17 protein-coding genes, 1 tRNA gene and 1 pseudogene are annotated in these 24644 nt (G+C 40.4%); 10 read left to right on the top strand and 9 right to left on the bottom strand.

All coding sequences use genetic code 11. From position 1 onward, the window contains the following. Window positions 1-27 precede the first annotated feature (27 nt). Genes HT734_RS06570 through rpiA form a run of 4 tightly spaced genes read right to left on the bottom strand, consistent with a single transcriptional unit; the run spans window position 28 to window position 3304 of the window. A complete protein-coding gene (locus tag HT734_RS06570; RefSeq protein ID WP_061759010.1) occupies window positions 28-837 on the bottom strand; it encodes a purine-nucleoside phosphorylase in 810 nt (269 codons plus the stop codon). Next, entirely contained in the window at window positions 834-1394 is a 561-nt protein-coding gene (locus HT734_RS06565; protein WP_061759009.1) for a DUF1697 domain-containing protein, read from the bottom strand. The genes HT734_RS06570 and HT734_RS06565 overlap by 4 nt, the downstream gene beginning before the upstream one ends. A gap of 1 nt (window position 1395) precedes the next feature. Beyond that, window positions 1396-2607, bottom strand: coding sequence for a phosphopentomutase (locus HT734_RS06560; RefSeq protein WP_061759008.1), 1212 nt, complete (start codon window positions 2605-2607; stop codon window positions 1396-1398). A 13-nt stretch (window positions 2608-2620) separates the two neighbouring features. Beyond that, the gene (gene rpiA / locus HT734_RS06555) at window positions 2621-3304 is read right to left on the bottom strand and encodes a ribose-5-phosphate isomerase RpiA (RefSeq protein ID WP_033680098.1); all 684 of its coding nucleotides are present in this window, start codon (window positions 3302-3304) and stop codon (window positions 2621-2623) included. 160 nt (window positions 3305-3464) lie between these two features. Here rpiA and HT734_RS06550 point away from each other — a divergent pair, with 160 nt between their 5' ends. Next, entirely contained in the window at window positions 3465-3650 is a 186-nt protein-coding gene (locus HT734_RS06550) for a hypothetical protein (protein ID WP_033680097.1), read from the top strand. Window positions 3651-3766: 116 nt separating this feature from the next. Here HT734_RS06550 and HT734_RS06545 read toward each other — a convergent pair. Beyond that, window positions 3767-5115, bottom strand: a protein-coding gene (locus HT734_RS06545; protein ID WP_124788370.1) for an IS3 family transposase whose coding sequence is annotated in 2 segments (ribosomal slippage) — window positions 3767-4674 and window positions 4674-5115 — 1350 coding nt in all. Because the reading frame shifts where the segments join, the coding sequence is not laid out codon by codon here. A 56-nt stretch (window positions 5116-5171) separates the two neighbouring features. Between HT734_RS06545 and HT734_RS06540 the strand changes: the two are divergent. Both HT734_RS06540 and HT734_RS06535 read left to right on the top strand, forming a co-directional pair. After that, window positions 5172-5360: pseudogene (locus HT734_RS06540) on the top strand (divalent metal cation transporter); the annotation flags it as partial. Between the two features lie 120 nt (window positions 5361-5480). Further along, on the top strand, window positions 5481-6938 hold the full coding sequence (locus HT734_RS06535; RefSeq protein WP_173277781.1) for an IS1182 family transposase: 1458 nt from the start codon (window positions 5481-5483) through the stop codon (window positions 6936-6938). 111 nt (window positions 6939-7049) lie between these two features. Here the strand turns inward: HT734_RS06535 and HT734_RS06530 are convergent. Then, window positions 7050-7137, bottom strand: a tRNA-Ser gene (locus HT734_RS06530). Between the two features lie 161 nt (window positions 7138-7298). Between HT734_RS06530 and HT734_RS06525 the strand changes: the two genes are divergently transcribed. From HT734_RS06525 to HT734_RS06510, 4 genes are all read left to right on the top strand, one after another. Further along, window positions 7299-8039 (top strand): DeoR family transcriptional regulator, encoded by a 741-nt coding sequence (locus tag HT734_RS06525; RefSeq protein WP_173277715.1) that lies wholly within the window; start codon window positions 7299-7301, stop codon window positions 8037-8039. After that, a complete protein-coding gene (gene pfkB / locus HT734_RS06520; RefSeq protein WP_173277717.1) occupies window positions 8036-8947 on the top strand; it encodes a 1-phosphofructokinase in 912 nt (303 codons plus the stop codon). The genes HT734_RS06525 and pfkB overlap by 4 nt, the downstream gene beginning before the upstream one ends. After that, window positions 8944-10896 carry a fructose-specific PTS transporter subunit EIIC gene (locus HT734_RS06515; protein ID WP_173277719.1) on the top strand — a complete coding sequence of 651 codons (1953 nt, stop codon included), beginning with the start codon at window positions 8944-8946 and terminating at the stop codon, window positions 10894-10896. The genes pfkB and HT734_RS06515 overlap by 4 nt, the downstream gene beginning before the upstream one ends. Window positions 10897-10984: 88 nt before the next feature. Beyond that, complete coding sequence (locus tag HT734_RS06510) at window positions 10985-13288, top strand: DNA translocase FtsK (RefSeq protein ID WP_345889922.1); 2304 nt, start codon at window positions 10985-10987, stop codon at window positions 13286-13288. A 476-nt stretch (window positions 13289-13764) separates the two neighbouring features. Here HT734_RS06510 and HT734_RS06505 read toward each other — a convergent pair whose 3' ends face one another. Further along, a complete protein-coding gene (locus tag HT734_RS06505) occupies window positions 13765-14235 on the bottom strand; it encodes an arginine repressor (RefSeq protein ID WP_061759051.1) in 471 nt (156 codons plus the stop codon). Window positions 14236-14757: 522 nt separating this feature from the next. After that, window positions 14758-17040, bottom strand: coding sequence for a Xaa-Pro dipeptidyl-peptidase (locus tag HT734_RS06500; RefSeq protein WP_061759052.1), 2283 nt, complete (start codon window positions 17038-17040; stop codon window positions 14758-14760). Window positions 17041-17420: 380 nt separating this feature from the next. Here HT734_RS06500 and HT734_RS06495 point away from each other — a divergent pair, with 380 nt between their 5' ends. The 3 genes from HT734_RS06495 to pyk all read left to right on the top strand — a co-directional run bounded on the left by HT734_RS06495 (window position 17421) and on the right by pyk (window position 23175). Beyond that, window positions 17421-20522, top strand: a complete 3102-nt coding sequence (locus HT734_RS06495) for a DNA polymerase III subunit alpha (protein WP_173277722.1) — start codon at window positions 17421-17423, stop codon at window positions 20520-20522. An 81-nt stretch (window positions 20523-20603) separates the two neighbouring features. Beyond that, a complete protein-coding gene (gene pfkA / locus HT734_RS06490) occupies window positions 20604-21611 on the top strand; it encodes a 6-phosphofructokinase (protein ID WP_173277724.1) in 1008 nt (335 codons plus the stop codon). 58 nt (window positions 21612-21669) lie between these two features. After that, the gene (gene pyk / locus HT734_RS06485; protein ID WP_033680160.1) at window positions 21670-23175 is read left to right on the top strand and encodes a pyruvate kinase; all 1506 of its coding nucleotides are present in this window, start codon (window positions 21670-21672) and stop codon (window positions 23173-23175) included. A 367-nt stretch (window positions 23176-23542) separates the two neighbouring features. On the opposite strand, the gene HT734_RS06480 is transcribed toward pyk, so the two are convergent. Further along, window positions 23543-24529, bottom strand: a complete 987-nt coding sequence (locus tag HT734_RS06480; protein ID WP_000176426.1) for an L-lactate dehydrogenase — start codon at window positions 24527-24529, stop codon at window positions 23543-23545. Window positions 24530-24644 lie beyond the last annotated feature (115 nt).

Here is a 24644-nt window from a genome sequence, read left to right as displayed (position 1 = left end):
CGAAATGCTTTCCTACTTATTTTTTTCTCATAGTTCAGCAAGAATTGCTTTAAGTAAGCCTTTGAAATCACCTTTAACACGTTCAGTCACTTCTACAACTTCTTCGTGATTAAGTTCTTCTTGGAAACCAGCCGCAAAGTTAGTGATACATGAAATACCAAGAACTTTCAAACCTGAGTGGGCTGCCACAATAACTTCAGGAACCGTAGACATACCGACTGCATCTGCTCCAAGTGTCTTATAGGCACGAATTTCTGCTGGTGTTTCATAAGTTGGACCAGTTACACCGATATAGACCCCTTCATCAAGCTTGATACCAAGTTTTTTAGCCACTTCATGGGCAGTAGCACGGTATTTTGGTGTGTAGGCTTTAGACATATCAGGGAAACGTGGACCAAAATCATCCAAGTTTTCACCCATCAATGGGTTCTGCCCCGTCATATTGATATGGTCTGAGATAGCCATCAAGGTACCAGGGCCAAATCCAATACCACCAGCAGCATTGGTTACAATGACACCTTCACATCCAAGAACTTTCATGACACGTACTGGGAAAGTCACGACTTCCAGAGGATTTCCTTCGTAGAAATGGAAACGACCTTGAAGAGCCAAGACTTTTCGACCTGCAAGGTCACCATATACCAATTTACCAGCGTGACCGACTACTGTCGAACGGCCCCAGTTGGGAATATCTGCATAGTCTACTACAACTGGATTTTCGATTTCTTCTGCAAGTTCTCCCAGACCTGATCCAAGGATTAGACCGAACTCAGGTGCTTGGATTCCCTTGTCTTTCAGGAAGGCAGCTGTTTCATTGATTTTATCTAAAAATGTCATTGTGTGTCTCCTTTATTATTTTTTAGCATTTGACCGATTTTGTCAAAAGTTTTAGCATTACGAATGGTGATTTGGCGGTAGAAAGGCATCTTGAGTAAGTATTTGTGATAGGCTGTTTCGTAGTATGATTCTTCGCAGTATTTTCCCCAGAAAATACCAAGTCTTCCAAAATGAACGACTTCATCTTCCAGTTCCAAACTGTTCACTTTCTCGATCACTTGATCCACATCTAAGCTCTCCGTGTAGAAGAGCACATCTTTTCGTGCCAGACCTTTAGTCCACCAATCTGGCAGATTCTCCAGCTCTTCTTCATAGTCTTCCTGACTCAGCAAAGAAAAGCTTTGAATAAATGGATAATTGACTGCAAAGAAAGTCTCTAATTCTTCAACCAATCGGGCTTTGGGGTCTGTCGAAGTAAAGAAAATATTGCCACTGTTGATGTAGGTTTCAACCTTTTCCAGTCCCAACTCTGTCAGTTCTTGACGAAGTTGCGCCATGACGACCTTATTCTTCCCACCAACATTAATGCCCCGAACAAGTAAAGCATATCGCGTCATCTTATACCAATTTATCTAAGAAACTTTCCCCAATCATGGCAGTTTCAACACCAAAGTTATCTGCAATAGTCGCTGAGATATCTGCAAAATGTCCGACTGGTAGCAAACCGTTCCCTTTAAAGGCAGGGCTGTAGGCCAACAATGGAATATATTCACGAGTGTGGTCTGTTCCTGCATAAGTTGGGTCGTTCCCGTGGTCCGCAGTAATCAAGAGAAGGTCATTCTCTCTCATAGCTGCGATAATTTCAGGTAAGCGTTCATCAAACTCATGCAAACAATCACGGTAACCATGAGAATTACGACGGTGGCCGTAAAGGGCATCGAAGTCCACCAAGTTTGTGAATGAGAATCCTCTTTCAAACTCAGCAAGGCCCATGGTCTTCAATAGTGTATCAATTCCATGGATGTTTGACTTGTTGTGGCCCATATCATGGTTAATACCCGCACCGTTAAAGATATCGTTGATCTTTCCAACAGCATAAGTATCGATACCAGCTTCATTCAATTTATCCAAAACAGTCGGTGCAAATGGAGATACCGCCAAGTCACGACGGTTTGCAGTACGAGTGAAATTACCTGGTTCACCTACATAAGGGCGAGCAATGATACGACCTAGAAGGGCTGGGCGCTCAAGGGTAATCGAACGAGCGTATTCACAGATACGGTACAATTCGTCCAAAGGAATAATATCTTCGTGGGCAGCAATTTGCAAAACAGGGTCAGCTGAAGTATAGATAATCAACTCTCCAGTTTCCATTTGACGTGGTCCAAAATCATCGATAACAGCTGTACCTGAGTAAGGTTTGTTGGCTTCACGAATGACCTTACGTCCTGAAAATTCTTCGATTTTTGTCAGGATTTCTTCTGGGAATCCGTTCCAGAAAGTATCGAAGGGCTCAGTAATGTTGAGTCCCATGATTTCCCAGTGTCCAGTCATAGTATCCTTACCAAGAGATACTTCTTCCAATTTTGTTGCATATCCTGTTGGATTGCTTTCCGCCGGTACAGTCTTCAAAGGCGTTTCGCGAGGAATATTTCCAAGACCGATTTTAGCCATGTTTGGGACATTCAAACCAACTGTTTTTGAAATGTGTCCCAGTGTATCAGAAGCTCCATCTGGAACCCCTGCATTAACAAAATTGTTAGCATCTGGTGCAGCTCCGATTCCTACAGAATCCAATACCACCAAGTGAATACGATTAAATTTTGACATAGTGTATCTCCTCCTATTTTCCTTTGTTTGAAGTTAAAATCTGAACTCCATCTCGTCCAGCAACGATGACCTTATCCACCATTTGGTTGAATAATCCATGCTCCACGACACCAACGACATGGTCCAATTCTTGCCCAAAGGCAATTGGATCTTCAATGACATCCAAGGCAAGGTCAATGATAAAGTTCTGCATATCAGTCACAAAACGTTGGCCGTCTTTTTCACGGAAACTTGGTTTGTAGCCAGCTCGCTCAAAACGACGAAAAACCTGTTCTGCGCCATACTGAACCACTTCTACTGGCAATTTAAAAGCACCTAGTTTCTCGACCAGCTTGCTTTCATCCACCACCCAAATGTATTCTTTTGAGGGCGTTGCGACAACCTTCTCCATGAGAAGGGCACCACCGCCGCCTTTGATTCCGTTAAACTGGCTATCCACTTCATCCGCCCCGTCGACTGTCACATCGACAAAGTCTACTTGGTCAATAGACTTGAGCGGGATATTAAGACCTTCAGCCTGTTTACTGGTCACACTAGAAGTCGTTACAGCTGTAATCTGCAACCCTTCTTCCTTGATACGACGACCGATTTCTTCGACAAAATAATAGGCAGTCGAACCTGTCCCAAGTCCGACGACCATTCCATCTCTCACGAACTCAGCAGCCTTGATACCTGCCATTTTCTTCAGATTTTCCACTCAAACACCTCCATTAAAGAGCTACTTCTATTATACCATGTAACGGCTTTTATTTCATCTGGAAATTGAAAACGATATCCATTCTCAAAGAAATTTTGCTAGGGTTGATTTTTTATCATAAAGATGCTTAAATAGTTAAGTATAGAAAAGGAGAAATAAGATGAACCCATTAGATTTATTTAATCAAGTAAAAGAACTAATCGAAACAAAAGATTTCGAAGCTGCAAAAACATTTGTTGCAGAAAATCAAGAACAACTTGGAGAATACCTCTCCCAAGCTCAGCAATTGATTTCTGGTTCAGAAGGTCTAGATAGTCTCGTTGAAAAGATTAAAGGATTTTTCTAAAAATATAAGAGGTTGACAAAACTCAACTGCAAGAGAAAATAAATTAAATTTTCCCACAATAAAACGCATAGAATCAAGGTTTTTGTGTACTGACCCCAAAAAGTTAGACAATCAATTTATCCGAAGGATTTAGTTCTGTATTGCACAGGACTGAGTCCTTTTAGTTTTACCTTAATTCGTTTATTGTTGTAGTAATCAATATAGTCTACAATAGCTTGTTCCAATTGCTTAAGCGACTGAAACGACTTCTCATAACCGTAAAACATTTCCGATTTCAGAATCCCAAAGAAGGACTCCATCATACCATTGTCTGGGCTGTTACCCTTACGTGACATGGATGCTTGAATTCCCTTACCCTCAAGAAACTGGTGATAAGAATCGTGTTGATATTGCCAGCCTTGATCACTATGGAGAATCGTATTCTCGTAGTGCTTCTCTGTGAATGCCTGTTCCAACATTGTTTTTACTTGTTCTAAGTTGGGTGAAGTTGAAAGATTATAGGCGATAATTTCGCTATTAAAGCCATCTAAAACTGGTGATAAGTAAAGCTTTTGAGTACTTGCTGGAATGGCAAATTCTGTCACATCTGTGTAGCACTTTTCCATTGTTTTAGAGCCTTCAAATTGACGTTGAATGAGATTCTCTGCCTTCTTACCAACATCTCCTTTATGAGAAGAATATTTTCGTTTCTGTCGCATTTTAGCTTGTAAATTGAGTACTTCCATCAAGCGTTGAACTCTTTTATGATTTACCAGATAACCACGATTTCTTAGTTCTAAATGAACCCGACGATAACCATAATTTCCCTTGTGTTCGATAAAAATGGATTGAATTTCATCTTTAAGCTCTTGGTCCTTATCTGGTTTATCTAGCTGTTTCAAGTGATAGTAGTAGGTCGAACGAGCTAGTTTAATGGCTTTTAGAAGAATATCTAACGAAAACTCAGTCATTAATTCTTGAACAATTTCTGTCTTTCTTCTTTCTCTTTTTCCTCCTTCAATCGGAGTTCTCTTAACTTTTTTAGGATAGCATTCTCCGCTCTCAGGTACTCATTTTCTGCTTGAAGACGTTCTAATTCTGTCCTCTCTTCAGGTCTCTTTTTTGGCTTACGTCCCATTTTAGGTACTCTCCCTCTTGTTTTCTCAACAATAGTATACCCGTTTTTCCTGTATTGTGCTAGCCAATTAAGAAGTATCGTACGACTTGGGAGGCCGTATTCAAGAGAAACTCTATCTTTAGTCCAGCCTTCATGTAAGACTTTATGAATCATTTCTTGTTTTAAATCAGGAGAATAGTAACGATTTTTTCCTTTTTTGACAAACTCTATTCCGTAACGATCAATCAATTTAATCATGTATCTAATATTAGAATTGTTTATACCAAATTTATTCGAAAGCTTCTCTAAGCTATATCCTTGTTTTCTAAGTTCATAGATCTGAACTTTATCATCATAAGTTAATTTCATAATAAAAACACCCCAAAAGTTAGATTTTTTCTGTCTAACTTTTGGGGTGCAGTTCATTATTGGTCTATTCACAGGTCTTTCTTTCAATCGCTCTTCCGTTTTCAATCTTCCCTTTGATTTATTTAACTTCTAAGAAATCACTGATGGGAGAATTTACCAATGCCAAATGGAATACCATCCTTGGCTATATCGTTTCCATTATCTTAACAATTCTCAATGTGAAATTGTTATTTGATATTTTCTAAGAAATTCACCCGAGTTATAAAACAAGCATATAAGAAAAAAGATACCCAAGATTTCTTGAGTCTACTGAAAAAGTCATCAAATTGATGGCTTTTTTGTTATACTAGAGATGAGGTGAGATGATGCTTGATAATCAGTTAACTATGGATGTCAGTCCTTATTCTAGTTTGTATGATATCGTGGTTCCTAAAACCCACTTTTTACGTCAGCTAACTGAACTCTGTGATTTTAGCTTTATTTATGATGAACTAGAAAAGAATTATCGTCCCGATTTTGGGCGTAAAGCTTATTCACCGATTATGATATTCAAATATCTCTTGTTAAAAGATATTTATAAGTTATCAGATGTAGATGTGGTAGGACGTTCCTTGTCAGATATGGCCTTTAAATTTTTTCTTGGTCTAGCTCCTGAAGATTCTGTTATCGAGCCATCCTCTCTGACGAAATTTAGAAAGCTAAGAATTAAAGATGATAAACTGCTTGATGTATTGATTCAGAAGTCTGTTCAAATTGCACTCGAACATAACTTGATTAAGAGTAAAATCCTCATTGTGGATGCCACTCACACCAAATCTCATTATAATCATAAGAAACCCCAAGAAATCCTTAGAGAGCGTTCAAAAGCTTTACGTAAAACAATTTATCAACATTCAGAAGATATCAAAATAGAATTTCCAAAGAAACCTCAAGAAGATAACCTCGAAGCAGAGTTGACCTATACAGAGGAGTTAATGGCTGTGGTTGAAAAACACAAGGAACTCTTAGCCCTACCGGCTGTTTCTCAAAAGTTCAATTACCTAAAAGAGGCTGTCGAGGACGACTTAGAACATTTGGAAGCTTCTGTTAAGGAGGAGGCTAGGCTTGGACATAAGACAGCCGACACCTCTTTCTATGGATATAAAAGTCATATCGCTATGACGGATGAACGGATTATTACTGCTTGCGTGGTCACTTCTGGTGAACAAAGCGATGGGAAATATTTACCTGAGTTATATGCCAAAACAAAGGAAAATAGTCTGGACATCGAGACTATTATTGGTGATGCGGCTTATTCAGGAAAGGACAACATTCAACTAGCTCGCAAAGAAAAGATTCATTTGGTTTCAAAACTGAATCCTTCTGTTTCAAAAGGTTACCGTAAAGAAGAGGATGCGTTTGAATTTAATAAAGATGCAGGGCTATTTGTCTGTCCAGAAGGACACATGGCTGTTCGCAAAGCAAGGACAGGGAAAAAATATCAAAATAAGAATCAAGTTGTCACTCATTACTTTGACATTGAGAAGTGCAAGAGTTGCCTTTCCAAGGAAGGATGTTATAAGGAGGGGGAAAAGTCTAAAACTTATTCAATAGCCATTAAGAGTGACGACCATCTTTTCCAGAAGAAATTTCAGGAAACACCTTATTTTAAAGAAATGGCCAGACATCGCTATAAAATCGAAGCAAAGAATGCCGAACTAAAACAGAGACATGGCTTTGATGTCGCGAGAGCATCGGGTCTTTTCAGCATGGAGTTACAGGCAGCCACAACCATCTTCGTGGTCAATATGAAACGAATTATGACCTTAATAAATACAAAATAACCGAGGAACTCGCTCAAATTAACGAGAGATTCCCCGGTTTTCATTTCATTAAAAGTAAGAGACCTATTTTTTCAGTGGACTCGATTTCTTGGGTATCTTTTTTAAAATAAACGGAAGACATGGGATTCGAACCCACGCACGCTGTTACACGCCTACCGCGTTTCCAACACGGCCTCTTAAGCCTCTTGAGTAATCTTCCAATACCTACTCAAATAGTCTACCATAAAGGACCTTATCTTGCAATAAAAATTCTGGAAATAAGAAAAATGATAGAATTTGAAAGAAAATGGTAAAAAATGCTTGACTTTGAAAGAAAGTGTGATAGAATGAATAGTGTAAACGATAACAGGAGGTGATTCAGTGTTAAAAACAGAGCGTAAACAGCTGATTTTAGAGGAGTTACATCAACATCATGTAGTTTCTCTAGAAAAATTAGTTAGTTTGCTAGAAACATCAGAATCAACGGTTCGAAGAGACTTGGATGAGTTGGAAGCGGAAAACAAGCTTCGTCGTGTACATGGTGGAGCAGAATTACCCCACTCCTTGCAGGAAGAAGAAACCATTCAAGAAAAATCTATCAAAAACCTTCAAGAAAAGAAGTTGCTAGCTCAGAAAGCAGCCTCTCTCATCAAGGAACAAGATGTCATCTTTATCGATGCTGGAACAACAACTGCCTTTTTGATTCATGAATTGGTTAATAAGAATGTTACAGTCGTGACCAACTCCATTCACCATGCCGCTCAGTTGGTTGAAAAACAGATTCCAACTGTCATGGTTGGAGGAAGTGTCAAGATGGCGACAGATGCGAGCATCGGGGGAGTTGCTCTTAACCAGATTAACCAATTGCACTTTGACCGTGCCTTTATCGGGATGAATGGTGTGGACGATGGCTATTATACGACTCCTGATATGGAGGAGGGGGCTGTGAAGCGTGCTATTTTAGAGAATGCCAAACAGACCTATGTCTTGGTGGATTCGTCTAAAATTGGACAAACTTGCTTTGCCAAGGTAGCACCACTCAAGCGAGCTATTGTTATCACAAGCCAAGGGCATGATCTCTTGCAGGCTATTAAGGAGAAAACGGAGGTAATAGAAGTATGATTTATACAGTCACACTCAATCCATCCATTGACTATATTGTTCGTTTGGACCAAGTTCAAGTCGGTAGTGTCAATCGTATGGACAGTGATGATAAGTTTGCTGGTGGGAAAGGAATCAATGTCAGTCGTGTCTTGAAACGTTTGGATATTTCAAATACAGCGACGGGATTTATCGGTGGCTTTACTGGTAAATTTATCACAGATACTCTGGCAGAAGAGCAAATTGAAACACGCTTTGTTCAAGTGGCAGAAGATACTCGTATCAATGTTAAGATTAAAGCGGACCAAGAAACAGAAATCAACGGAACGGGTCCAACTGTTGAACCGGCTCAGTTAGAAGAATTGAAAGCTATTTTGTCTAGTTTAACTGCAGATGATACAGTTGTCTTTGCGGGTTCAAGTGCTAAAAATCTAGGCAATGTCATCTATAAGGATTTGATTGCCTTGACACGCAAGACTGGTGCGCAAGTTGTTTGTGACTTTGAAGGACAGACCTTGATTGATAGTTTGGACTATCAGCCACTTTTGGTCAAACCAAACAATCATGAACTTGGAGCGATTTTTGGGGTTAAACTCGAAAGTTTAGATGAAATTGAGAAATACGCTCGTGAGTTACTGGCTAAAGGCGCTCAAAACGTCATTATCTCTATGGCTGGCGACGGTGCCCTTCTTGTCACATCTGAGGGAGCTTACTTTGCTAAACCAATCAAGGGAACTGTGAAAAATTCAGTTGGAGCTGGTGATTCTATGGTAGCTGGATTCACAGGTGAATTTGTCAAATCCAAAGACGCGGTAGAAGCCTTCAAATGGGGAGTGGCTTGTGGAACGGCAACCACCTTCTCAGATGACTTGGCAACAGCGGACTTTATTAAAGAAACATATGAAAAAGTTGAGGTAGAAAAACGATGAAAATTCAAGATCTATTGAGAAAAGATGTCATGTTGCTGGATTTGCAAGCAACTGAAAAAACTGCTGTCATAGAAGAGATGATTAAAAGTCTGGTAGATCACGGTTATGTGACAGATTTTGAAACTTTTAAAGAAGGAATTTTAGCGCGTGAAGCTTTGACTTCTACTGGTTTGGGTGACGGAATCGCAATGCCTCACAGTAAAAATGCTGCCGTCAAAGAAGCGACTGTTCTCTTTGCTAAGTCAAACAAGGGTGTTGACTATGAGAGCTTAGATGGGCAAGCAACTGACCTCTTCTTTATGATTGCAGCTCCAGAAGGTGCCAATGATACTCACTTGGCAGCATTGGCAGAATTGTCTCAATACTTGATGAAAGACGGTTTTGCTGACAAACTTCGCCAAGCAACATCAGCTGACCAAGTCATTGAGCTTTTTGACCAAGCTTCAGAAAAAACTGAGGAACCTGTTCAAGCGCCTGCAAATGAAACTGGTGACTTTATCGTAGCTGTTACAGCTTGTACGACAGGTATTGCCCACACTTACATGGCCCAAGAAGCCCTTCAAAAAGTGGCTGCTGAAATGGGTGTTGGAATTAAGGTGGAAACCAACGGAGCTAGCGGTGTTGGTAACCAACTAACTGCTGAGGACATCCGCAAGGCTAAAGCTGTTATCATCGCTGCAGACAAGGCGGTTGAAATGGATCGTTTCGATGGCAAACCATTGATTAATCGTCCAGTTGCTGACGGTATCCGTAAGACAGAAGAGTTAATAAACTTGGCTCTTTCAGGAGATGCTGAAGTTTATCGTGCTGCAAACGGAGCAAAAGCTACAACAGCCTCTAACGAAAAACAAAGCCTTGGTGGTGCCTTCTACAAACACTTGATGAGTGGTGTATCTCAAATGTTGCCATTCGTTATCGGTGGTGGTATCATGATTGCCCTTGCCTTCTTGATTGACGGTGCTTTGGGTGTTCCGAATGAAAATCTTGGCAATCTTGGTTCCTACCATGAACTAGCTTCTATGTTCATGAAAATTGGTGGCGCTGCCTTTGGTTTGATGCTTCCAGTCTTTGCGGGTTATGTTGCCTACTCTATCGCTGAAAAACCAGGTTTGGTAGCAGGTTTTGTGGCTGGTGCCATTGCCAAAGAAGGTTTTGCCTTTGGTAAAATCCCTTATGCTGCAGGTGGTGAAGCAACTTCAACTCTTGCAGGTGTCTCATCTGGTTTCCTAGGTGCCCTTGTGGGTGGATTTATAGCAGGTGCCTTGGTTCTTGCTATCAAGAAATACGTTAAAGTTCCTCGTTCACTTGAGGGTGCAAAATCAATCCTTCTTTTGCCACTTCTTGGAACAATCTTGACTGGATTTGTCATGCTAGCTGTGAACATCCCAATGGCAGCAATCAACACTGCTATGAATGACTTCCTAGGTGGTCTTGGAGGAGGTTCAGCAGTCCTTCTTGGTATCGTCCTTGGTGGAATGATGGCTGTTGACATGGGTGGACCAGTAAACAAAGCGGCTTATGTTTTTGGTACAGGTACGCTTGCAGCGACTGTTTCTTCAGGTGGTTCTGTAGCCATGGCAGCAGTTATGGCTGGAGGAATGGTGCCACCACTTGCAATCTTCGTTGCAACTCTTCTTTTTAAAGATAAATTTACTAAAGAAGAACGCAACTCTGGTTTGACAAACATCATCATGGGCTTGTCATTTATCACTGAGGGAGCAATTCCATTTGGTGCCGCTGACCCAGCTCGTGCTATCCCAAGCTTCATTCTTGGTTCAGCAGTAGCAGGTGGCCTCGTTGGTCTTACTGGTATCAAACTCATGGCGCCACATGGAGGAATCTTCGTTATTGCGCTTACTTCAAATGCCCTCCTTTACCTCGTTTCTGTCTTGGTAGGAGCAATCGTGAGTGGTGTGGTCTATGGTTACCTACGCAAACCACAAGCATAAAAATTAGATAGAAAATGAAAAGATTGGACCGTTTGGTGCAGTCTTTTTCTCTTTCCGAAATGCCTGTGAAATATGGTATAATAGAAGAATGGCAAACAAGAATACAAGTAAAACAAGACGGAGACCGTCAAAAGCAGAACTCGAAAGAAAAGAAGCGATTCAACGGATGTTGATTTCGTTGGGAATCGCGTTTTTATTGATTTTCGCAGCCTTCAAATTAGGGGCTGCAGGTATCACCCTTTACAATTTAATCCGCTTGCTGGTGGGTAGCCTAGCCTATCTGGCAATATTTGGCATCCTGCTCTATCTCTTCTTTTTCAAGTGGATACGAAAACAGGAAGGACTCCTATCTGGATTTTTCACCATATTTACAGGTTTGCTCTTGATTTTTGAGGCCTACTTAGTTTGGAAATATGGCTTGGACAAGTCTGTTCTAAAGGGAACCATGGCTCAGGTTGTGACGGATTTGACTGGTTTTCGAACGACCAGTTTTGCTGGAGGGGGCTTGATTGGGGTCGCTCTTTATATGCCAACCGCCTTTCTTTTTTCAAATATCGGTACTTACTTTATTGGTTCTATCTTGATTTTAGCAGGCGCTCTCCTAATCAGTCCTTGGTCTGTTTATGATATTGCTGAATTCTTCAGTAGAGGATTTGCCAAATGGAGAGAAGGGCATGAGCATCGAAAAGAGGAACGCTTTGTCAAACAAGAAGAAAAAGCTCGCCAAAAGGCTGAGGAAGAGGCTAGATTAGAACAAGAAAAGACTGAAAAAGCCTTACTCGATTTGCCTCCTGTTGATATGGAAACGGGTGAAATTCTGACTGATGATGTTGTGATTGACGTTCCACCTATTCCAGAAGAAGAGTGTGTGGAACCAGAAATCATCCTACCTCAAACTGAACTGGAATTCCCTGAACAGGAAGACGGTTCTGATGATGAAGATGTTCAGGTCGATTTTTCAGCTAAGGAAGCCCTTGAATACAAACTTCCAAGCTTGCAACTCTTTGCTCCAGATAAACCAAAGGATCAGTCTAAAGAGAAGAAAATTGTCCGAGAAAATATCAAAATTCTAGAAGAAACCTTTGCTAGCTTTGGTATCAAGGTAACAGTTGAACGGGCTGAAATTGGGCCATCGGTGACCAAGTATGAAGTCAAACCAGCAGTCGGTGTACGGGTCAACCGCATTTCCAATCTGGCAGACGACCTCGCTCTAGCCTTGGCGGCCAAGGATGTCCGAATCGAGGCACCGATCCCAGGAAAATCTCTTGTCGGAATAGAAGTACCTAACTCTGAAATTGCAACCGTTTCTTTCCGCGAACTATGGGAACAATCTCAAACGAAAGCAGAAAATCTTTTGGAAATTCCTCTAGGGAAGGCAGTTAATGGCATCGCAAGAGCTTTTGACCTTTCTAAAATGCCCCACTTGCTCGTTGCAGGTTCAACGGGTTCAGGGAAGTCAGTAGCAGTTAACGGCATTATCGCTAGCATTCTCATGAAGGCCAGACCTGACCAAGTCAAATTTATGATGGTCGACCCCAAGATGGTTGAGTTGTCCGTTTACAATGATATTCCCCACCTCTTGATTCCAGTTGTAACCAATCCGCGTAAGGCCAGCAAGGCTCTGCAAAAGGTCGTGGATGAAATGGAAAATCGTTATGAACTTTTTGCCAAGGTAGGAGTCCGTAATATTGCAGGCTTTAATGCCAAGGTAGAAGAGTTTAATGCCCAGTCTGAATACAAGCAGATTCCGCTACCTCTCATTGTCGTGATTGTGGATGAGTTGGCTGACCTCATGATGGTGGCAAGCAAGGAAGTGGAAGATGCTATCATCCGTTTAGGACAGAAGGCGCGTGCTGCAGGTATCCACATGATTCTTGCAACCCAGCGTCCATCCGTTGACGTCATTTCTGGTCTGATCAAGGCCAATGTCCCATCTCGAGTGGCTTTTGCGGTATCATCAGGTACAGATTCCCGCACTATCTTGGATGAAAATGGAGCAGAAAAACTGCTTGGCCGAGGGGACATGCTCTTTAAACCGATTGATGAAAATCATCCAGTTCGTCTCCAAGGCTCCTTTATCTCGGATGATGATGTTGAACGCATCGTAAACTTCATCAAGGCTCAGGCAGATGCGGACTACGATGAGAGTTTTGATCCAGGTGAGGTTTCTGAAAATGAAGGAGAATTTTCAGATGGTGAAGCTGGTGGAGATCCGCTTTTTGAAGAAGCCAAGGCTCTAGTCATTGAGACTCAGAAAGCCAGCGCATCCATGATTCAGCGTCGTTTGTCAGTTGGATTTAACCGTGCGACTCGTCTTATGGAAGAACTGGAGATGGCAGGTGTCATCGGTCCAGCTGAAGGTACCAAACCAAGAAAAGTATTGCAGCAATAAATTTCTCTATGTCACTTATAGTGAGTTAAACAAAGGATAAAATTGGATAGGATAATCGTGAGAATTCATTGACAAAGTCATCATTTGATGGCTTTTTTCTATATTATAGTATATCTAATCTAGAATAGTACAATGCCACTTCTAAAACATAAAATTGATTTGAATTTCTCAATAAACTTGTTCACATCTTATTTCAATCTACTATACTATATATCAAGATGAAACGGATTTAGAATTTCTTTTAGATATATGAAGACTCCCCCTATAGTTTCTAGTGAAGGTTGATTTTTCACTAGAAACTATAAGGGGAGCTTTTGTACTTAAGTATGAGATTGATTTCTCTCTTTTGTTTTATTAAAATGCATAGCTTACTTTTTAGTGGGCATCAGCTATTGTATTCTCCAGATGTTAGCTGACATCAATATACTGCTGCTTAAAATTTTGAGAGTTTTGTAGATTTTGAGTTTAGTTTCTGTTTACTCACCAAAGAAAAATGGTGGGGTGAATTTTTTCAGTTCTTCAAAGCATTTTTGAGCAGCCTCTGCATCTTCACAGATGACCAGACAGACATCGTCACCAGAGAGGGTAGCGATAGCGTCAGGGAAGTTCAAAGCATCAATGATAGAACCAAAGGATTGAGCAAGTCCAGGAAGGGTTTTCAACAGGACTTGGTTCTGAACTGGGCGCATCAAGACGAGAGCATCTTCCATGTAGATTTCAAGACGTTTTTCCCATTTTGAGATGGAACCAGTATTGAGAACGTAGTAGGAATTATCTTCCTCACGTACCTTTGAGAGATTCATACTTTTAATATCTCTCGAAAGTGTAGCTTGTGTAACTTGAATGTCATTATCAGCAAGAAGAGCTTGTAACTCAGCTTGTGTGTGAATCTTATTTTTCGTTACAAGAGCTCGTATGAGTTGGTGTCGGTGTTCAGATTTATTCATATAATGTTACTCCTTGTACTAGGTACAGAAAGCGTGGACTGAACGAGATCGTCAGTCGGGTGGTAAGCGGTATTGTCACGTATGATGATTTCAAAGTCAGTAGTAATTTAGAACGATACGGAGAGAATCTCCTTCTTTTAACTTGTCACTAGTTGGGTGCAGATAAATGAGAAATTTATTCGTTCATCTACATTGCTGTTCTCTACTAACAGTAAATCATTAAATTAGGGTAGCTTTTTGTCACGACTTGTTGTGAATTTACGCCAAATGGCAATTCACAGAGTTTGTCCAACATGTGGTGTGGTAGCGTGTATGATAGAGGGTCACACATGTTGGTTATGGGGCGGTATCTTTTGTTCAAGATCCAGTAGTAGGACATCTAATAGCCTTAATTTGAACTGGATTTGATACCAAGTTGTAGTTTTTTTCGACTGTTCAAGTGGGTGTCTCTAATGCTAGGAAGGTCAGTGGGTCTTGGATTGACTTGTCCTTAGAAACCTTCCATATTGAAAGTCAGGTACCTTATACATTTTGACAAGGTAGGATAAGAGTAGACTGTTCAAGATCGACAGTCAGGTGGTAAGCGGTATTGTCACGGATCGTGATTTCAAAGTCAGTAGTATAGAGAACTAAACGGAGAGTGTCTCCTTCTTTTAACTTGTAAATAGTTGGTTGCAGTTCAAATTGCACCTCCATCCATTCATCTGCATTAATATCCTCTACTAACAGTAAATCATTTCTATTCTGTAAATTGAGGTAACCTTTTGTCACGACTCGTTGTGCATCTGGTCTAAATTGTAATTCACAGAGATTTTCCAGCATATGATAGCGGCCGTTGTCAATGGTTCTAGCACTTAAAACAGCTGGATAAGGTTGTAGGTATTTCTTTTGACCAAGTTCCAGTAGTTGAGCAGATAAGAGCCCCTTGTTTGTACTGGATTTGATACGAAGATTGAGCTGAGCGCGACCGTTCAGGTGGAGATTTTTGGTTACAGGAAGGTCAATGGTAATCTGATTGACTTTTCCTTGATAAAGTTCCGTATTGAAGGTCTGGTAGGTCTTGCCATAACGCTCAAAATCCTTATCTGAGTACTGGTTTTGAATTACTTGCTCTTCTTGACCAAGTGAGAAGGTTTCAAAGTTTTCTTGCCCACCTAAGTTATCAAGTGATAACCAAGTCTGAGGGGTTGTATTGTCCTGCCAAATGACAGTAGGAAGTTGGAAATCTGTTTCCTGTCCCAGTAATTTCTTAGTCAATAAGGCATTCATGGACTCACGGAAGTCAATGGACTGCCAGTTGTTCATATAAACATGGGCACCATTATGGAAAAAGAGGTGCTTGTTGATATGAGCAGGAAGAGCATGGAACATCTGGTAAACATGAAGTGGTTTGACATTCCAATCCTGAGAACCGTGGGTAAAGACAACCTCTGCCTTTACTTTATGGGCATTGAGCAGATAGTTGCGGTCATGCCAAAACTGGTTATAGTCGCCGGTCTTGCGATCCAGTTGTTCCTTTACTTTTTCTAAGTCAGCTTGGTGAGCTTCATTACCTCGGATATAGTCGCCAGCCAAGAGATTTCGTGAGTAGGTTAGTTCAGCAAGGGAGTCAAAGTCCTCACCTGGATAGCCACCTGGACTGGTCACCAGACCGTTTTCACGATAGTAGTTGTACCATGAGGAGATACCAGCTTCGGCGATGATAACCTCTAAGCCATCGATACCTGTAGTAGCAAGACCATTTGACATGGTACCTAGATAGGAAAGTCCAGTTGTGGCTACTTTTCCGTTTGACCAGTCAGCCTTTACTTGACGCTGGCGCGTGTGGTCAGTAAAGGCACGGCAACGGCCATTAAGCCAATCGATGACATTTTTATAAGCCTCAATTTGTTGGTAGTCTCCATTAGTCATGAAACCAGTAGAGTCTTTGGTACCAACACCTGAAACATAGAGATTAGCAAAACCTCGTGGGAGGAAGTAGTCGTTGAGTGTATAACTAGCGTTGATGTGCGTTAGCTTTTCCTCAGCTTCTGACACAAGCTCAGCTTGGCCTTGAGGTTGGACGAGATTTAGTTGAGGTTCTTCTAGCTCAATCTTGTGAGCAGGTTTGACCTCAAGCTGGCCCTCCATCTTGTAGAGAGCCTTGTCGCTCGCCTTGTCATTTGTTCCCTGATGGTAGGGACTAGCTGTCATGATAGCAGGGATCTGTCCATCAAAACGAGGTCGAATGATGCTGACCTTGACTAAGTCAGGTAAACCCTTTTGGTCAGTATCGACACGAGACTCAACGTAGACCACTTCTCGAATGACATCGTGGCTAGAAAAAGTAGCCAAACTCTTACCGTTAAAGTAATGATAGGTATTATCTTCAGGGATAAGACCGTCACTTACCAGTTGATCAATCAGGAGATTTCCTTTTTTGGTCCGAGTATTGAGTAACTGATAGAGATTTTCAATCAAGTCACCGTATACGATGGGAAAACCAGTTTCTTTACGGAAAACGTCACTGTCTTCGAAGTCAACCAAATAAGAAAAGCCTAAAAGTTGAAAAGCAACAGTATAAAAAATATCTGCTGTCAATTCATCTTCTGATTGAAAAAATGTCAGCAAGTCAGTTTCTTTATCAACTGCCAAACTGGATAGAGGATAGGTACTATCTTTATAAGTAAAAAAGAAACGACTTAAAAAAGCCTCTAACATCTTTTTATCTGCCATATCAGATGGAAAATCAAATCCATACTTTTTTAATTCATATAAAATAGTATTTCTTGGAAGTGCTAAATAGCTGAATTGATTAAAGCGCATATAACCTCCTTATAAAACAATAATTAAGGTTATTATATCAAAAAAATAGGATAAAGGGAATCGTTAAATGAGAAAGAAATTAATTCAATAATAATGAATATGATTTATATGAAAAATAGGTACAACTCTATAGCCTAAAACAAGTTATCATAATGAATAGATTAACTGGATATGTATTTCTATTTTAAAAGATATATTCATTTCTTGGGATAAAAAAGTAAAAAAATTACCGGAGCATTTGATTCTTTAAATGTATTTTTACTTTTTTCGTTCAAAAAATTTTACTTTAAGGATAAAATATAGACAGGATTCAATGCTTTTGTCTTTCTCTTTTTGAAAAATGGTATAATATAGTGAGAAGGATAGAGGAGAAGTGTAAATTGATCGCACAACTAGATACAAAAACAGTCTATAGTTTTATGGAGAGTGTTATTTCAATAGACAAGTATGTGAGAGCAGCTAAAGAATATGGCTACACTCATTTGGCTATGATGGATATTGACAATCTTTATGGGGCTTTCGACTTTCTAGAGGTTACAAAAAAATACGGCATTCATCCTTTATTAGGGCTTGAAATGACTCTTTTAGTGGATGAGCAGGAAGTGAATTTGCGCTTTTTAGCTCTATCTAGTGTGGGCTATCAGCAGTTGATGAAACTTTCAACAGCCAAGATGCAGGGTGAGAAAACTTGGTCTGTCCTGTCCCAATACCTAGAGGATATCGCGGTTATTGTACCTTATTTCGATGGATTTGAGTCGTTGGAACTAGGCTGTGATTACTATATTGGGGTTTATCCAGAAACAGTAGCAAGTGAATTTCATCATCCAATCTTGCCCCTTTATCGGGTCAATGCTTTTGAAAGCAGGGATAGAGAAGTTCTACAAGTGTTAACAGCGATTAAAGAAAATCTACCACTCAGAGAAGTTCCCTTACGCTCACGACAAGATGTCCTTATATCAGCAAGTTCTTTAGAGAAACTATTCCAAGAACGTTTTCCGCAAGCCTTGGACAATTTAGAAAAACTTATTTCAGGTATTTATTATGATTTGGATACTAGTTTGAAACTGCCTCGCTTTAATCCAGCGAGACCAGCAGTAGAAGAGTTGAGAGAACGTGCTGAGCTGGGACTTGCTCAGAAGGGGTTGACTAGTAAAGAATATCAAGATCGTCTAGACCAAGAATTGGCTGTTATTCATGATATGGGCTTTGATGATTATTTCTTGGTTGTCTGGGATTTGCTGCGTTTCGGACGTTCGAATGGCTACTATATGGGAATGGGACGGGGTTCCGCGGTTGGTAGCTTGGTTTCCTATGCTTTAGACATTACAGGGATTGACCCGGTAGAGAAAAATCTGATTTTTGAACGCTTCCTCAATCGTGAACGCTATACCATGCCTGATATTGATATCGATATTCCTGATATTTATCGTCCAGATTTTATCAGGTATGTTGGCAATAAATATGGTAGTAAACATGCGGCTCAAATCGTTACTTTTTCAACCTTTGGAGCCAAGCAGGCTCTGCGTGATGTTTTGAAACGCTTTGGTGTGCCCGAGTATGAATTATCCGCAATTACTAAGAAAATCAGTTTTCGGGACAATCTCAAGTCAGCCTATGAGGGTAACCTCCAGTTTCGTCAGCAAATCAATAGTAAGTTGGAATACCAAAAAGCCTTTGAAATTGCTTGCAAGATAGAGGGATATCCAAGACAAACATCTGTCCATGCGGCTGGTGTTGTGATCAGTGACCAAGATTTGACCGACTACATTCCTCTAAAGCATGGTGATGAAATTCCACTGACTCAGTATGATGCCCATGGAGTTGAAGCTAGTGGACTTTTGAAAATGGACTTTCTGGGACTACGAAATTTGACCTTTGTCCAAAAAATGCAAGAGTTACTTGCTGAAACAGAAGGGATTCATCTGAAAATAGAAGAAATCGATTTGGAAGACAAAGAAACGCTGGCTTTATTTGCATCTGGTAATACAAAAGGTATCTTTCAATTTGAACAACCTGGCGCTATTCGCCTGCTTAAGCGTGTGCAGCCAGTCTGTTTTGAAGATGTCGTAGCGACTACTTCCCTAAATCGACCAGGTGCAAGTGACTATATCAATAATTTTGTGGCAAGAAAGCATGGTCAGGAAGAAGTGACTGTTCTGGATCAAGTACTGGAGGATATTTTGGCTCCAACCTACGGCATTATGCTCTATCAGGAGCAGGTTATGCAGGTTGCCCAGCGTTTTGCTGGATTTAGTCTTGGGAAAGCCGATATTTTGCGTCGTGCTATGGGGAAAAAGGATGCCTCTGCCATGCATGAGATGAGGGAATCCTTTATTCAAGGGGCATTAGAAGCTGGTCATACTGTGGAAAAAGCAGAGCAGGTCTTTGATGTTATGGAGAAGTTTGCTGGTTATGGTTTTAACAGGTCACACGCCTATGCTTACTCAGCCTTGGCCTTCCAGTTGGCCTATTTCAAAACGCATTATCCAGCTATCTTTTATCAGATCATGTTGAATTCTGCCAATAGTGATTACCTAACAGATGCATTAGAAGCAGGTTTTGAAGTAGCTCCTCTGTCCATCAACACTATTCCCTATCACGATAAAATTGCGAATAAGTCCATTTATCTAGGTCTGAAATCGATTAAGGGAGTCAGCAAAGATTTGGCGCTTTGGATTATTGAAAATAGACCCTATTCTAACATTGAAGATTTTGTAGCTAAATTACCTGAGAATTATCTGAAACTTCCTCTGCTAGAATCTTTGGTAAAAGTTGGCCTTTTCGATTCATTTGAAAAAAATCGTCAAAAAGTATTCAATAATTTAGCTAATCTATTTGAATTTGTAAAAGAGTTAGGTAGCTTGTTCGGTGATACAATTTATAGCTGGCAAGAATCGGAAGATTGGACGGAACAAGAAAAATTCTATATGGAACAAGAGCTTTTAGGGATAGGTGTCAGCAAACATCCCCTACAAGCTATTTTAAGCAAGTCTATTTATCCGATTACTCCTATTAGTAATTTGTCAGAAAATAGCTATGCTATTATATTGGTTGAAGTTCAGAAGATAAAAGTAATTCGCACCAAAAAGGGTGAAAATATGGCTTTCTTACAGGTGGATGACAGTAAGAAAAAATTGGATGTCACTCTCTTTTCAGACTTATATCGACAGGTTGGTCAGGAAGTAAGAGAGGGAGCATTCTACTATATCAAAGGGAAAATCCAGTCACGTGATGGCCGTCTGCAAATGATTGCACAAGAAATAAGAGAAGCAGTGGCTGAGCGCTTTTGGATTCAGGTGAAAAATCATGAATCGGATCAAGAAATTTCACGTATTTTAGAGCAATATAAAGGCCCAATTCCAGTCATCATCAGGTATGAAGAGGAACGGAAAACCATTATATCTCCTCAGCATTTTGTGGCTAAATCTGATGAATTAGAGGCGAAATTAGGTGGAATCGTTATGAAAACGATTTATCGCTAAAATTACGGAAAATAGAAGAATTTTCCATTTAAATGTGATATAATCAGTAGGAATGTTAAAAGAAAAAGGAGCATAAACTAAATGAAACGTATTGCTGTTTTGACTAGTGGTGGAGACGCCCCTGGTATGAACGCTGCCATCCGCGCAGTTGTTCGTCAAGCAATTTCAGAAGGAATGGAAGTTTTTGGTATCTATGATGGATATGCTGGAATGGTTGCTGGTGAAATTCATCCCCTAGATGCTGCTTCAGTAGGAGACATCATTTCTCGTGGTGGTACTTTCCTTCACTCAGCTCGTTACCCAGAGTTTGCTCAACTTGAAGGGCAACTTAAAGGGATTGAGCAATTGAAAAAACACGGGATTGAAGGCGTAGTGGTTATCGGTGGTGACGGATCTTACCACGGTGCTATGCGTTTGACTGAACATGGCTTCCCAGCTATCGGTCTTCCAGGTACAATCGATAACGATATCGTTGGTACTGACTTCACAATCGGTTTTGATACTGCGGTTACTACTGCTATGGACGCTATCGATAAGATTCGTGATACATCATCAAGTCACCGTCGTACTTTTGTTATCGAAGTTATGGGACGTAACGCAGGTGATATCGCTCTTTGGGCAGGTATCGCAACTGGTGCTGACGAAATTATCATCCCTGAAGAAGGCTTCAAGATGGAAGATATCGTAGCAAGTATCAAAGCTGGTTATGAGTGTGGTAAAAAACACAATATCATCGTCTTGGCTGAAGGTGTGATGTCAGCGGCTGAATTTGGTCAAAAACTGAAAGAAGCTGGAGATACAAGCGACCTTCGTGTGACAGAACTTGGACATATTCAACGTGGTGGTTCTCCAACTGCGCGTGACCGTGTTTTAGCATCACGTATGGGTGCTCATGCCGTTAAACTTCTTAAAAAAGGTATCGGTGGTGTTGCGGTTGGTATTCGTAACGAAAAAATGGTTGAAAACCCAATTCTTGGAACTGCAGAAGAAGGTGCATTGTTTAGTCTTACTGAAGATGGTAAGATTGTGGTTAACAATCCACACAAAGCAGATATTGAGCTATCTAGCTTGAATAAGAGCTTGTCATAATTAAAAAATTAGTCAATAAGGCCAAAGAGGTCATATATATAAAGGAGTCACAAAAATCATGAACAAACGTGTAAAAATCGTTGCAACTTTAGGACCTGCGGTAGAAATCCGTGGTGGTAAAAAATTCGGTGATGACGGATACTGGAGTGGAAAACTTGATGTTGAAGCTTCTGCTAAAAACATTGCTAAATTGATTGAAGCTGGTGCTAATACATTCCGTTTCAACTTCTCACACGGTGACCACCAAGAACAAGGTGACCGTATGGCAACTGTTAAACTTGCTGAAAAACTTGCAGGTAAAAAAGTTGGTTTCCTTCTTGATACTAAAGGACCAGAAATCCGTACAGAATTATTCGAAGGCGATGCTAAAGAATACTCTTACGTAACTGGTGAAAAAATCCGTGTTGCTACTAAACAAGGTATCCAATCAACTCGTGAAGTGATTGCTTTGAACGTTGCTGGTGCCCTTGATATTTACGATGATGTTGAAGTTGGACGCCAAGTATTGGTTGACGATGGTAAACTTGGTCTTCGTGTTATCGAAAAAGACGATGCGGCTCGCGAATTTATCGTAGAAGTTGAAAACGATGGTGTCATCGCTAAACAAAAAGGTGTGAACATCCCTAACACTAAAATTCCATTCCCAGCACTTGCTGAACGTGATAACGATGATATCCGTTTTGGTCTTGAACAAGGAATTAACTTCATCGCGATTTCATTCGTACGTACTGCAAAAGACGTCAACGAAGTTCGTGCAATCTGTAAAGAAACTGGAAACGGACACGTTCAATTGTTCGCTAAAATCGAAAACCAACAAGGTATCGACAACTTGGATGAAATCATCGAAGCTGCTGATGGTATCATGATTGCTCGTGGTGACATGGGTATCGAAGTACCGTTCGAAATGGTTCCAGTTTACCAAAAAATGATTATCAAGAAAGTTAATGCTGCAGGTAAGGTTGTTATCACTGCAACAAACATGCTTGAAACAATGACTGAAAAACCACGTGCAACTCGTTCAGAAGTATCAGACGTATTTAACGCTGTTATCGACGGTACTGACGCTACAATGCTTTCAGGTGAGTCTGCAAATGGTAAATACCCTCTTGAGTCAGTAGCTACAATGGCTACAATCGACAAGAATGCTCAAACTCTTCTTAACGAATACGGACGTCTGAACTCAGATTCATTTGAACGTAACTCTAAGACAGAAGTAATGGCTTCAGCTGTTAAAGATGCTACTAACTCAATGGACATTAAATTGGTTGTAACACTTACTAAAACTGGACACACTGCACGTTTGATCTCTAAATACCGTCCAAATGCTGATATCTTGGCATTGACATTTGACGAATTGACAGAACGTGGCTTGATGTTGAACTGGGGTGTTATCCCAATGTTGACAGATGCTCCATCATCAACTGATGATATGTTCGAAATTGCTGAACGTAAAGCAGTTGAAGCAGGTCTTGTAGAATCTGGTGATGATATCGTTATCGTTGCTGGTGTACCAGTTGGAGAAGCTGTTCGTACAAACACAATGCGTATCCGTACAGTCCGTTAATTAAAAGATAAATAGTCTATCATATCAAGCTTCTAGCCTGTATGATGGGCTATTTTTTTGTCTATGGGCAAAACTTTTTACTTGCTATTTAATGAGACAGTATCAAGTGAATCAATCACTGATATTTGTAATATGAGTGTAGATTACAGTTGTTGTTTTAACGTTTCTATGGCTTACACAAGTGCTGCTGCCTTGTAGAAACGAACGTAAAACAGATATTATAGTAGATTGAATCTAGAATCGCACAATATCGCTTCTAAAATATTTATAGAAATTTCTTTAAATCCCTTAAGCAATTTGTTCAGATTCTATTTCTAAATACAAAAAAACAACCCCCTGATAATTCAAGGAGTTGTCTATAGCTAGATTAGTTTTTTGAAGCAGCTTGGAATTCAGGATTTTTCCATGCTTCATCAATGATAGCTTGCAATTCTTTTGCAGATGCTTGCATTTTTTGAGTTTCTGCGTCGTTCAATGGAATGTTTACTGGACGAACGATACCGTGTGCTCCAACGATAGCTGGTTGACCGATAAAGACGTTCTCAACACCATATTGACCTTCTTGGAATACAGAAAGTGGAAGAACTGCATTTTCATCATCAAGGATAGCTTTTGTTATACGAGCAAGAGCTACTGCGATACCGTAGTATGTAGCACCTTTCTTGTTGATGATTGAGTAAGCAGCGTCGCGAACTGAGATGAAAAGTTCTACTAGGTCAGCTTCATCCAAGTCACGGTTAGCTTGCAACCATTGTTCCAATTTTACACCGGCAACGTTAGCGTGTGACCAAACGGCAAACTCAGAGTCACCGTGCTCACCCATGATGTAGGCGTGAACTGAACGTGCATCTACACCAATTTTTTCAGCAAGTGCTTGACGGAAACGTGCTGAGTCAAGTGAAGTACCTGAACCGATAACGCGTTCTTTAGGGAATCCAGAGAATTTCCAAGTTGAATAAGTCAAGACATCTACTGGGTTAGCTGCAACAAGGAAGATACCATCAAAACCTGAAGCAACAACTTGCTCAACGATAGATTTGTTAATTGCAAGGTTTTTACCTACAAGGTCAAGACGAGTTTCACCTGGTTTTTGAGGAGCACCGGCTGTGATAACAACAAGATCAGCGTCCGCACAGTCTTCGTACTTAGCAGCGTAGATTTTCTTTGGTGAAGTAAATGCAAGCGCATGGCTAAGGTCTTCAGCATCACCAACAGCTTTTTCAAACAATTGAGGAATTTCAATAATACCAAGTTCTTGTGCGATTCCTTGAGTAACAAGAGCGAAAGCGTAAGATGAACCTACGGCACCATCACCAACAAGGATAACTTTTTTGTGTTGTTTAGTTAGTGTCATTTGTCTAAACATCTCCTTAATTTTATTTAGGGATTTTCCCAGATAGATTCATTCTATCACTTTTAAAAAACTTTGTCACGAATATGCCTTGCAGTTCTTGATGTAAACGTTTTAG

The organism is Streptococcus sp. k-90 (genome assembly GCF_013277565.1).
Taxonomy (GTDB): domain Bacteria; phylum Bacillota; class Bacilli; order Lactobacillales; family Streptococcaceae; genus Streptococcus.
The sequence above is the reverse complement of the archived record's forward strand: the minus strand, read 5'-3'. Positions and strand labels throughout refer to the sequence as shown.

Excerpts from the sequence above, each read along its gene's own strand:
- HT734_RS06570 (WP_061759010.1), bottom strand. The coding sequence starts at position 837 with ATGACATTTTTAGATAAAATCAATGAAACAGCTGCCTTCCTGAAAGAC.
- HT734_RS06565 (WP_061759009.1), bottom strand. The coding sequence starts at position 1,394 with ATGACGCGATATGCTTTACTTGTTCGGGGCATTAATGTTGGTGGGAAG.
- HT734_RS06560 (WP_061759008.1), bottom strand. The coding sequence starts at position 2,607 with ATGTCAAAATTTAATCGTATTCACTTGGTGGTATTGGATTCTGTAGGA.
- HT734_RS06550 (WP_033680097.1), top strand. The coding sequence starts at position 3,465 with ATGAACCCATTAGATTTATTTAATCAAGTAAAAGAACTAATCGAAACA.
- HT734_RS06535 (WP_173277781.1), top strand. The coding sequence starts at position 5,481 with ATGCTTGATAATCAGTTAACTATGGATGTCAGTCCTTATTCTAGTTTG.
- pfkB (WP_173277717.1), top strand. The coding sequence starts at position 8,036 with ATGATTTATACAGTCACACTCAATCCATCCATTGACTATATTGTTCGT.
- HT734_RS06515 (WP_173277719.1), top strand. The coding sequence starts at position 8,944 with ATGAAAATTCAAGATCTATTGAGAAAAGATGTCATGTTGCTGGATTTG.
- HT734_RS06510 (WP_345889922.1), top strand. The coding sequence starts at position 10,985 with ATGGCAAACAAGAATACAAGTAAAACAAGACGGAGACCGTCAAAAGCA.
- HT734_RS06505 (WP_061759051.1), bottom strand. The coding sequence starts at position 14,235 with ATGAATAAATCTGAACACCGACACCAACTCATACGAGCTCTTGTAACG.
- HT734_RS06500 (WP_061759052.1), bottom strand. The coding sequence starts at position 17,040 with ATGCGCTTTAATCAATTCAGCTATTTAGCACTTCCAAGAAATACTATT.
- pfkA (WP_173277724.1), top strand. The coding sequence starts at position 20,604 with ATGAAACGTATTGCTGTTTTGACTAGTGGTGGAGACGCCCCTGGTATG.
- pyk (WP_033680160.1), top strand. The coding sequence starts at position 21,670 with ATGAACAAACGTGTAAAAATCGTTGCAACTTTAGGACCTGCGGTAGAA.
- HT734_RS06480 (WP_000176426.1), bottom strand. The coding sequence starts at position 24,529 with ATGACACTAACTAAACAACACAAAAAAGTTATCCTTGTTGGTGATGGT.